Raw genomic sequence first — 10,418 nt, forward strand, 5'->3', positions numbered from 1 at the left:
GTCTCACAGCAGTGATCACAGGTGGAACGGTGTAACTGAAGGTGACACCGTTGCTCGTGCCGAGCGGCGTGGTGACCGTGACGGCGACCGAACCGGACCCCGCGGGAGCCGCGGTAGTGATCTGGCTGTCGCTAACTAGCGTGAACGACGACACCGGCACGGTTCCGAACTTCACCGAGGTCGCGCCGGTGAAGCCGCTTCCGCTGATCGTGACGGCCGTACCGCCCGCGGCCGGCCCGTGGTTGGGGTTGATGCCGCTGATGACCGGAGCCATCGGGTGCTCCTTTGCGTGGCTGGCGAGGGTGCCCTGGCCGCCGTGGGCGGCCAGGGCGCAGCAGGTCCGTGGCCGCGGCCCGTCGGATCCGCGCCGATGGGCCGCAGGGCGGGGGCGACCGTGCTGCTCGGTGCCCGCGCCCGCCCGACGCTCAGGGGATGACGAAGTGGTCGGCGGCGACGGCCGTGCTGGTGCCGCCGGGGGTGATGACCTGGATGTCGTAGGTGCCGGTGGCCAGGGTGCCGGGCACGTCGAGGGTCAGACTGCCCACACCGGTGATGTTGACGTTGTCGGCCGGGGTGGACGCGCCACCGCCGGTCGGGGTGAACGTCACGGAGCTGACGTCGACGAAGCAGGTGCCGGCGACGATGACCCCGGTGGTGCCGGCCGCTCCCGTGCCGGGCGTCACGCCGGTGACCGTCGGCAGCTGGTAGTAGGTGAACTGACCCGACGCGCCGATCGGGGAGCTGGTGCCACCGGTGTTGGTGACGAGGACGTCCGCCGGGTCGGTGCAGGCGGTGAAGGCGCCGTGGGCCGACGGGGTGACGGTCAGGTGGCTGTCGGACAGGACGGTGGGGACGGCGGTGCCGACCGTGCCGAAGGCTACCGAGGTCGCGGTCGAGAAACCGGTGCCGAAGACGTCGATGGCGCCGGGTGCGGCAGGACCGGTGCTGGGGGTCAGCGACGTGACCGTCGGGGCGGCGACGTAGAAGAAGGCGCTGCTGTTGCTGTTGACCCCGGAGACGGTCGCGATGACGTTGGCCTGACCGCTGCACCCCGACGGGATGGTGAGGGTCACGGAGGTGCTGCTGGCCGCGGTGGGCGTGACCGTCTTGGTGCCGAAGTTCACCTTGGTCGTGCTCAGGCTCCCCAGACCGGTGCCCGTGATGGTCATCGTCTGGCCCGAGTGGCCCGAGGTCGGCGAGATGGAGGTGATGGAGGGTGCCATGACTGATCTCCTTTGCTGTTGCTGATGACGCTGTCGCCCGGTTCGCCGGGGCTGCCGAGTCGGCGGTCCGTCACACCGGGCGTGGTCGGGTTCCAGCAGGTCACAGGGCAGGGCTCGTAGCGCTGCCGGAATCGGGCCCCGAAGTCGCCGACCGGTTGGATGCCGGATGGGAGCGGGGCGTGGGGATGTGATTCGGGCGGCGTGGTTCTACCGCGCCGTTGACCTGTGGCTTGGGTGGGTGGGTCGGGTGTCCTGTGGTGGCGCCGTCGGGCCTCAGCAGGGCGCGCTCAGGGGCGGGGTGGCGGCGCAGTTGTTCGGGGTGTTGCCGGAGACGTTGGTGGACAGGAGCGCGACGGAGCCGGCGTTCTCGAAGATGCCGCCGCCGTCGACCGTGGCGGTGTTGCCGGTGACGCTGCCGGCAATCATCGTCAGTGCGGTGTCGGTGTAGATGCCGCCGCCGAACGAGGCGCGGCTGTTGCTCACGCCTCCGGCGGTCATGGCGAGCGACCCGCCGAGGTTGGCGATGCCGCCGCCCACCCCGATGCCGGCGTCACCGTTGCTGATGGTGACCGTGGTCAGGGTGAGTCGGCCGTGGGCGGTGGGGAGTTGCGAGGGCCCGTCCACCTCGATGATGCGGAAGGCGGGGGCGCCCGACGCGCGGGTGATCTCGGTGTCCAGCCCGCTCATGGTGATCGGCGTGGTGATGTTCGGCAGCCCCGCCGGTCCGCCGGCGCCACCCGGGCTGTGGGCGCTGGTGAGGGAATAGGTGCAGAACGGTGCCAGGAGCAGGGCACCGCCCCCGGCGGCGTTGGCCGCGTTGACGGCGTTCACCAACGCGGCTTCGCTGCACGGCACGGCCATCGCCTGCGCGGGACTCGCGGTCTGCGCGTGTGCCGCCGGGGGTGTGAGCATGAGCGCACCGACGGCGCCGGTCCCGAACAGCACTCGAAGCATGTTGACGGCTCGCAAGAACGCCTCCTCGGACGCCTGAGCCACCCTCGTCAGCCGACGCACGCAAACAGCATGTCGGCCGACGGCTCTCTCCGATGGGGGTCCCCCGAGCCTGTGACAGGTTCACGCCACCACATACCGATGGGCTGCCTTCCCCAACGGAGGGATGGGCGGCCCCCTATTCGGACACCACAAGTCAGTCATTTGAACCGCAATAAACACAAGGCATATGACTGTACGTCACCCATTAGGCGCAGCGCCCACCCGTAACGTCTTCCCCGAGGTGTGCTCGGGAGTGTGCGCTGCCGTCCCACACGAACCACGCGTTACCGACTTCGGCGCTTCAGGGTGGTCCCGCGCCCGCGCGATGGCTCCTCGGCGTTCCGATGCCCGGGCCCGCTTCCACGGCGATGCCGGGTGGGCGGCGCCCGGATGCTTCGTCCTGCCATGCCGATGGGGTCCGCCATCCGCGGTGGGCGTGCGCGGACATCTCGTTGCACTGAGCTATTCGGGTGACTATTCGTCAATACTGTTGCTCCGGATACATTCTTTCGGGTTAATGATGGCGTCTGAACCGGCGGGCCGCCCATCCCCGTGCCGGGAAGCTCAACCGGCGGCCCGTGCCCTGTTCCAGCCCCCTCCGCCCGAACACCGGGGCTGACTGGTTCGAGCCTGCCTGGCGTCAGCTCGCCGGCACCCGTCGACGCCACCGGTCCGGACATCCCGTAGTCGCGACGGTACCGGCACCCGCGGCTCGGTTTCTCCCGCCCCGCCCTTAGGCCTCGCCGCCCGCCGCAGTGCGCCGGGTCGAGGCAGTGGCCGGACCGCCGACAGGACCGGGGCCGGGCGGCGCGGCCGAAGGTCCAGCCGGCCGCCATCACCGTTCTCACCCAGGAGACACATCGTGAACGCAACCGTGCACGCGGCGCCGTTGGCGCCGAGCCCCACGCTGCCCTGGCCGCTGCCGCCCGTGCTGTTCGCGGACAGCCCCAACGCGGGGCCCGAGACCGGCGGCAACCTCGTCACCCTCACCGGCCTGGGCCTCAACGCCGCCACCCAGGTTCACTTCGGAGAGACCCCGGCCACCGTCGTGGCCGGTGACGTCCTCGGCTTCAGCCTCGTCGTCGTGGCCCCGCCCGGAAAGGGCACGGTGGCGGTGACCGTCACCACCCCGAACGGCACCAGCAACCCCGTGGCCTACACCTATCTGGTGGCCTCGCCGCCGCCCGTGCCCAGCCCCACGGCCATCACGCCCGCCTCCGGCCCGACCGCCGGCGGTACCGTGTTCGTCATCACCGGTGCCGGGCTCGCCGGGGCGGCCGTGACCTTCGGCGGCATCGCGGCCACCGTGCTGGCCAGCACCGCGAACGTGATCGCGGGCCTGACCCCGGCGCACGCCGCGGGCAACGTCCCCGTGGTGGTGACCACCGCCGGTGGATCGGCGAGTGTTCCGGGCGGCTTCACCTACCTCCTCCCGCCCGTGCCGGTCGTGACGGCGGCCATCACTCCGTCGGTCAGCATCCCGGCGGGTGGTGGCGTGTTCACCATCGTGGGCACCAACCTCACGGGTGCGACCGTGACGTTCGGGTCGACCACGGCGACGCTGACCGCCAACACCGGTACCGTCATCACCGGCATCATCCCGGCCGGCACCGCGGGCACCACCGTCAACGTCACCGTGACCACCCCGGGCGGCACGGCGTCCGCCGGCACCATGACCTACGTGGGTGTGCCGGTCGTGACCGCGGCCATCACGCCGTCGGTCAGCATCCCGGCCGGTGGTGGCGTGTTCACCATCGTGGGTACCGGTCTCACCGGTGCGACCGTGACGTTCGGGTCGACCACGGCGACGCTGATCACCAACACCGATACCCTTATCACCGGCACCATCCCGATCGGTACACCGGCCACCACCGTCAACGTCACCGTGACCACCCCGGGCGGCACGGCGTCCGCCGGAACCATGACGTACACCGCCTGATCGTCCCGGCGGTGCTGCCGGCCTTCGGATGACACTCCGAAGGCCGGCTACTCGTCTTGGGGGGCCGTCCCTGCCCGAACTCGCCGACTGTCGGATTGACTTGTCGTCAACATCCTTGTGAAGTCAGTCATTTATATGGGCCACTTGTGCATCCGAGCCAGTGCGCCCATGCGCGGTTCCTGCTTTCTGGAGAGTCCGATGCCACTGTCCCCGAACCAGGGCTCCCGGGGGGCAATACCTCCGTGACGATAACCAGCACCACGGCCCACGCCCTGAGCACCGTCAGCCAGGTGCTATTCGGCGACACTCCGGCTGGGAACGTCGCCTACGACGCGGGCGCCGACCACGTCACCACTCCTGCCGGGGCGGGCGTGGTGCAGGTGACCGTGGTCCTCGCCAACGGTGAGGTCAGCAACGGTGTGCCCTTCTACTGCATCCCAGCGCCGGTCGAGGCCCCGCGGGCCGTGATCTTGGTGATGCGCGTGGTGCGCGTGCCGGCGGTCGGCGGCCTGGGGACGGCCCTGGCGCGGGTAGGCAGGCGGTGTGATGCTGAGGCCCCGTCGTAAGTCGTACTCGATCGTGCGGGGTGCGAGGTGCAGGGTGCGGGGCGTGCGGCTTCGGTGGTGGCCCGCCGCGCCCTGTGGGGGAAGCCAGCATCGGCCGCCCCCACAGGGCGCTCAGGGATGCCGGGAACCTACGGGCGGCCCTTGGCCGTCGGAGCGAGCGCCAGAGCGAGGTAAGCCAGGGCGCGGGCGACAGTGGTGACGCGGGGCAGGTGCGGGCCGACGCTCAGGCCGTTGCCGTTCTGGCCCCTGGCCGCGTACCGGGAGAGCCCGCTCCAGCTGTTCTCCAGGTCCTGCTGCTGCACGGGCATGTTGAAGGCCATGCGGTGGTTGCCCATCATCTGGATCATGATGCCCTGTACGTCGCGGAGCCGGGCCGCCTCGGAGGTCGCCTGGATCATCCGCATGAGGGAGAAGGCCGTGCTGCGGAACTGGCTTCCGCCGTGCTGCTCGGTGCCGCGGACGAGGTAGGCAAGCTGGAAGACGGAGTTGATCAGCGAGGCGTAGCTCATCGTGGTGTTGTCACGGGTGACGCCGGGGCCGCCGGTCTCGCGGCCCATCTGGGTGTAGCTGCCGTCGTAGGACAGGCTCCGGTAGACCGCCGGGGGGAGCAGGCCGGCGTCCGGGCCGTGCCGCAGGGCGTCCATCGTCTGGCCGAGGTTGAAGTCGCTGTCGTTGAAGGCGTAGGTGATGTCGCCCTCGCCCGCGCGCGTCGACCGAGGTGGTGGTGAAGCCCCGCAGGTAGAGGTTGTCGGGGGTGAACCAGAGGCGCAGCGTCATCTGTCGGCCGCCGCCGTTCATGGCGTTGATGTCCGCGCGGATCAGCGACACCGAGTTCGAGGACCGGGTGATGTAGGTGTCGCCCTGCCACCGGCTGCCGGAGGCAGGGCGCAGGCTCTGCAGGAACGTGCCCCAGTCCGACGTCATCCGGCCCGGGTCCACCCACTCGTTGCTCATGGTCACCCAGCAGTGCGCGACCCGGTAGTCGCCGGTGTCGGCGCTGGCCACGCCAGCGCCCGAGACCAGCGTCACCACGCCGGCGACGAAGGCCACCAGCAGTGCGGTGAGCCTGGTCTGCAGGTTCCGGCCGAACACCGGACGCCGCGAAACTCCGAAATGCCTGTCATCTCTCCTTGATCGAAGAGGATCCGGACCGGCCCGGACGGATCCGCGGCGGGCAGGCGGCCGCCCGCCGCTGCACCGCGGCCGGCATCCGTTCTCCCCGTCCTCGACCCTTCCCCGGCCGGTCAGCCCGATACGTTCCGGGGCGCGATGTTCCGGTGGACCCACGGGAACGCGCAACCCACCCACTGTGCTCCCACACGAAGGTCCTGCACATCAGTCATCTGACTGCATGACAGTGACTTACGAGGCGCTGCGTCACACCGGCAGCCACCAGCGAGTTATGTCCCCCGGTACCCGGCTCCCGGCCCTCGGCGTGAACTCAGGCCAGACCGTCAGCCACACCGAGCCGGGCCGGCGACCGGTAGCCCGAAACCGGCCCGGGCTGCGCCTCGCACAGAGTGCTCCCTCATTCCGAGGCGTGGGCATCTCCCGCGCTCGGAGAATGGAACCCCATGAAAGTCACCGGATTTCCGCGTCCGGCTGGGCCGGCCGCACGCCCGCTCGGAGGCGGGCGGGGGGGTGGTTGTGGGGGAGGCGCGGCGCGCGGGCCCGGAACGAGCTTGGCCGCTGTCAGGAACGCCGGATATCCCGGAGAGACAGCAGCCGACCACGACCACCGGGAGACGCCCGTGAGCACCCGTCAGAGCCCCGCTCAGCCCGACGACAACGACGACCGGGCCGACGCCGTCGAACCACCACAGCCGTCCCGGCCGGGACGGACCGCGTTCGTACGCGGGGCCGCCAACCCGAACGGCTCGACCAACGCCCTGCGCTTCGACGTCCTCGGCGCGCTCGGCGTCCTGAAGGTCGCGACCGCCGACCAGCTCCAGCGACTGCTGCGCCCGGGGGCGGCGTCGAACACCGTGATCCGGCAGGCGCTCGGCGATCTCGCCCTGCATGGCCTGGTCGCTTCCGACGGCAACACGAAGGACCGGCACAAGACCTGGCGGCTGGAGGGTACGGCCGGGCTGGAGGCGGCCGAGCAGGTGCTCGGCCTGCCTCGCTCCGACCTGGGCGGAACGGCTCGGGGCGCCGGGCGTTCCGGTGCCCAGCATGCGATGGCGGTCAACGAGACCGTGCTCGCCTTTGTCCGGGGCGGCACCGCGCCGGACGCCCCGGGCGGGGTGGGCACCGTGACCAACCTGGGCGACCGAGGTGACCCGCCCGTCGCGCTGGTGGTCACGGGGGCGGGCCCCGCCGGCCTGGGCAACTGGGCCGGGCGATCGGCGACCTGGCCGTCGAGTACTGGGCGGCGTCCACCGGGAGGGCCTCGGGGGACGACCTCTGGCGGGAGTACGGCGATGTTGTGCCGGTCCTGGTCACCTCGCTGGACAGGTGGACGGGTGTGGTGGCGCTACGGCCGCCACAGCCTCTCTGACGAGCCGGGCTGGGAGCCCCTCCTATCCGGACTACTTGTACGTGCCGTTCACCAATGCCTGCGCCTTCAGCCCGACGGACACCATGCCGCTGTCGGTCTGGGCGAAGCTGCTGATGATGACGCAGTCGGCGGTGTCGCTGATCACGGTGGTGCTGGTGGTGGCGAGGGCGGTCGGCATCCTGCAGTAGCAGTCACAGGTGGCCGGCCTGGCGATCCGCCCGGCTGCTCCGCCGGGGGAGGACCGGGCGCGGTTTTCGGCGTCGCGTCCGCACGGGGCCGGCCACGGGAAGGAATAGCTCAGGGGCCCTTGTCGGCAATGTGAGCGGTCCTGGGGGAATCATGACGGGCGGCCGTCCCGATCCGGGGCGACGCAGATACTCCCACTGCGGGCCGCTCGGGTGGGAACGGAGTCTGGGGCAGCAGCCGGGTCTCGTCCCGGCTGCTGCCCACGGGGCCTGCTCGGCGTCGCCTGGTCAGATGCTGGTCAGGGACCACCAGTTCTTGGCGTCGTTGCTGTTGGTGTCCAGCACCACGACCTGGTCGGGCAGGTTCTGGTACGGCGTCATGGCCTGTCGCGTGGAGCGGTTGACGATCTTGTACAGGTTGGTGAACTGCGAGTGTTCCAGCCCCCACTGGAACTCGAAGCTGTCGTTGCAGCTGCCCTGGGTCACGTACGTCTTGCCGAAGTATGTGAAGGGGGCGGGCTTGAGGCACTTGCCGGTGGCGTTGTTGCGGATGAGGACGTAGCCGCTCCCCGACTCCTCGACCGTCCACTGGTCGCCGCGGGTGGCGCTGTTCGAGGCGACCATCCAGATGTTGTCGTCGTGGTCGTCGCCGAATCCCCAGGGGAGAAGGTGGCCGCTGGTGGCGGAGTTGACGATGGTGATCGGGCTGAACAGGTCGCCCGGCGCGGCGCTCGCGGGCGCGACCGACGTGCCGAGCAGCGCGGTCATCAGGCCGAGCAGGACGGCCAGACGCGCCACGGTGACGCCGTGTCGCGGACGCCCGGCCGCAGCAGGGACGAGAGTCGTGGGGGTGTTCTGCGCTCCGGCGTGTTCGGGAGAGGCGTCGGCGATGGACGACCCGGCGGCCGTGCTGACGGCGCCCAGGGCGCGGTGGTTACGCACGGGAAGACCTCCTGCATTGTGTGTGGTCGAGGGAGAGCAGAAGCCGCCCCTGACAGCCTGGCGGCACTGTCGGTCATTGCTAATGTGCAGTGTGCAGTCCGTGCTGCCCAAGGGGGATCACCCCTTTGGCGGGCGTGCGAAGCATTTCCTGGAGCGCGCATGCGAACGACTGACTGGCGAGCCGAAGGGGCGCCCGCCGCGCCTCGGTAGCTGAACCCCGCGAGCGCAGGCCGGCGATCTCGGTGGTGGCTGCCGCGGTGGTGTGACGCCCATCGTGTCTCCCTCGCCACACACCCCGGGGCGCTTGCTCGGCGATGCGCCGGGGGCAGCGGGTCGGTCCGGGAAGCCCGGATCTTCGCCCCCTGCTGGGTGCGTGCCTGGAGCATCGTGTAGACGGTCTTGGCCACGCTCCCGCCACCTTCGGATCCTGTGTGTCCGATCATGCCCAATTCGGAGGGAGTTCCGGCTGCGAACCGGCAATCGGACCGCTGGCCCGGCCCGTCTGCCGGTGCGACGGCTGCTGGCTCTGACGGGCGACGGCTGCGCATCGAGGTCGACGACCGGGCTGCCGCTCTCCCTTGTCTGGTGACCGCCCCCGGTGACGATCAGGCAGTCACCGCCAACCGCCGTCGAAAGGAGCGGGACCCCTGGTAGAGCGAGGAAGCCGACCAAGGTCTTCATGCTCGACGAGAGGTCCCGTTGTCCGACCAGTCTGCCATCACCCTGCTCATCCGTAGGTCCGTCGTCTCCGATGGCCTCTACGCGCCCGGCCACCTCGGCGAGCTGACGCAGCAGATCCCCTTCGAACTCGTCGACGACGGTCGTCCCGGCCGGGCGCTCGAACTCCTGGAGGGGCTCACCGGCGCGTACGTCGAGGGGCACCCGGATCAGGTCCTCCACCTGCGGCTCTGGCTGCTGGGCGAGGCGGGCCGCTGCACGGAGGGCATCTCGGAGGCCACCGCCCTCAAGAAGCGGGAGCCCGGCGAGTGGGACACCGCGTTGGCGCGGCTGCTGGAGCGGGACGGGCGGCTGGAGGAGGCCCTCGCGCTTCTCCGCTCATCAACCCATTACTCGGCCGACCTCGACCTGGCCGACATGCTGATCAGGCAGGGCCGCCCGGCCGAGGCCCTCGCCTCCATCCCCACGATTGCCGAGGAGCGCGCGGCCGCCGAGCGGCGGGAGCGGGAGGAAGCGGAGCTGCGGAACCAGGACGATCCCTGGGCCGCGGCGGGCGAGTTCCCCCAGGAGCCTCCGTTCAAGCTAGGAGCGACGCGGTCAAACTTCGTTGAGAAGAGTCAAACTTCGCTGAGACGGGTCAGCGGTTTGTGTCCTCTGACAGGTGATCTTGACCGTCCGCCAACCGATCTTCGCCGGTCAGACAAAGTAGGGGTACAGCTCCACCTTGTCCGCTTCGACGCTGATCTCCACCCAGGCGCTGTCGGGCGGCGGCAGTGAACCGACCTCGAACAGCACCTGCGAGTCGCCCAACTCAAGGACAGCGGCGCCGTCTTCGGTGAGCCGGAGCCGTCCTCGCAGGACGACCTGGCCGGCCTCCTCGCGCACCTCCGGTTCGGCAAGCGTGGCCGACCGCGTGTTGCGGCCCCAGAGGATGCCCCCGTCGACGGTCCATCCGATGTGGTGCCAGCCAACCACGTTGTCCAGGTCACCGCGCCACACCGCCACGGCACTGCCGAGAGGCGTGTGGACCCGGACCCTCGGCAACCCCGACGGACCCAGCGGCAGCAACTCGGTACGCACCAGCACACCCCGATCATCCACCACCCGGCCGACGCGGTCAGAGGCAGGCCGGGCAGGTCGGTCAAGATCTCTTGTCAATCGGTCAAGATCGCCTGTCAGAGGACACGGGTGACCTGTCTCACCGAAGTTTGATCAGTCTCAGCGAAGTTTGACGGGGCGGGATTCGTCTCATCGGACGTTGACTGCGGGCGGATCCGGGGTGTGTCGGGGGTGGCGGCTAGGGCGGGTATTCGGTCGTGATCAACGGGTTCGGGTGAGAGCCTTGATCCAGATCATTGCGCCGCGGAGGTGAAGGCCGGCGAGGTAGCTTTC

10 protein-coding genes and 1 pseudogene are annotated in these 10,418 nt (G+C 70.1%); 5 read left to right on the forward strand and 6 right to left on the reverse strand.

From position 1 onward, the window contains the following. The 3 genes from ACFVWU_RS40850 to ACFVWU_RS40860 all read right to left on the reverse strand — a co-directional run. On the reverse strand, positions 1-274 hold a 274-nt coding region (locus ACFVWU_RS40850), incomplete at its 3' end, for an IPT/TIG domain-containing protein (protein WP_387630816.1). A gap of 151 nt (positions 275-425) precedes the next feature. Further along, on the reverse strand, positions 426-1,223 hold the full coding sequence (locus ACFVWU_RS40855; RefSeq protein ID WP_387630818.1) for an IPT/TIG domain-containing protein: 798 nt from the start codon (positions 1,221-1,223) through the stop codon (positions 426-428). Between the two features lie 273 nt (positions 1,224-1,496). Further along, entirely contained in the window at positions 1,497-2,192 is a 696-nt protein-coding gene (locus tag ACFVWU_RS40860) for a hypothetical protein (RefSeq protein WP_387630821.1), read from the reverse strand. A gap of 886 nt (positions 2,193-3,078) precedes the next feature. Here ACFVWU_RS40860 and ACFVWU_RS40865 point away from each other — a divergent pair. Together ACFVWU_RS40865 and ACFVWU_RS40870 are read left to right on the forward strand one after the other, a co-directional pair. After that, positions 3,079-4,155 (forward strand): IPT/TIG domain-containing protein, encoded by a 1,077-nt coding sequence (locus ACFVWU_RS40865; RefSeq protein WP_387630824.1) that lies wholly within the window; start codon positions 3,079-3,081, stop codon positions 4,153-4,155. A 242-nt stretch (positions 4,156-4,397) separates the two neighbouring features. After that, positions 4,398-4,721, forward strand: a complete 324-nt coding sequence (locus ACFVWU_RS40870) for a hypothetical protein (protein ID WP_387630826.1) — start codon at positions 4,398-4,400, stop codon at positions 4,719-4,721. Positions 4,722-4,849: 128 nt separating this feature from the next. Here ACFVWU_RS40870 and ACFVWU_RS40875 read toward each other — a convergent pair whose 3' ends face one another. Continuing rightward, a complete protein-coding gene (locus tag ACFVWU_RS40875; protein ID WP_387630829.1) occupies positions 4,850-5,365 on the reverse strand; it encodes a ribosome-inactivating family protein in 516 nt (171 codons plus the stop codon). Positions 5,366-6,295: 930 nt separating this feature from the next. Here ACFVWU_RS40875 and ACFVWU_RS40880 point away from each other — a divergent pair. Together ACFVWU_RS40880 and ACFVWU_RS40885 are read left to right on the forward strand one after the other, a co-directional pair. Beyond that, a pseudogene (locus tag ACFVWU_RS40880) lies at positions 6,296-6,928 on the forward strand (replication-relaxation family protein); the annotation flags it as partial. A gap of 334 nt (positions 6,929-7,262) precedes the next feature. Beyond that, complete coding sequence (locus tag ACFVWU_RS40885) at positions 7,263-7,409, forward strand: hypothetical protein (RefSeq protein WP_387630843.1); 147 nt, start codon at positions 7,263-7,265, stop codon at positions 7,407-7,409. A gap of 285 nt (positions 7,410-7,694) precedes the next feature. On the opposite strand, the gene ACFVWU_RS40890 is transcribed toward ACFVWU_RS40885, so the two are convergent. Next, positions 7,695-8,348 (reverse strand): RICIN domain-containing protein, encoded by a 654-nt coding sequence (locus ACFVWU_RS40890; protein ID WP_387630832.1) that lies wholly within the window; start codon positions 8,346-8,348, stop codon positions 7,695-7,697. Between the two features lie 699 nt (positions 8,349-9,047). Here ACFVWU_RS40890 and ACFVWU_RS40895 point away from each other — a divergent pair. Next, positions 9,048-9,803, forward strand: a complete 756-nt coding sequence (locus ACFVWU_RS40895; RefSeq protein WP_387630834.1) for a hypothetical protein — start codon at positions 9,048-9,050, stop codon at positions 9,801-9,803. Here ACFVWU_RS40895 and ACFVWU_RS40900 read toward each other — a convergent pair. Beyond that, positions 9,723-10,112 carry a hypothetical protein gene (locus ACFVWU_RS40900; RefSeq protein ID WP_387630837.1) on the reverse strand — a complete coding sequence of 130 codons (390 nt, stop codon included), beginning with the start codon at positions 10,110-10,112 and terminating at the stop codon, positions 9,723-9,725. The two genes, ACFVWU_RS40895 and ACFVWU_RS40900, sit on opposite strands and share 81 nt — an antisense overlap. Between the last annotated feature and the right edge of the window lie 306 nt (positions 10,113-10,418).

Origin of the sequence: Kitasatospora sp. NPDC058190, assembly GCF_042883685.1 — a bacterium.
GTDB lineage: Bacteria > Actinomycetota > Actinomycetes > Streptomycetales > Streptomycetaceae > Kitasatospora.

Excerpts from the sequence above, each read along its gene's own strand:
- ACFVWU_RS40875 (WP_387630829.1), bottom strand. The coding sequence starts at position 5,365 with ATGGACGCCCTGCGGCACGGCCCGGACGCCGGCCTGCTCCCCCCGGCG.
- ACFVWU_RS40855 (WP_387630818.1), bottom strand. The coding sequence starts at position 1,223 with ATGGCACCCTCCATCACCTCCATCTCGCCGACCTCGGGCCACTCGGGC.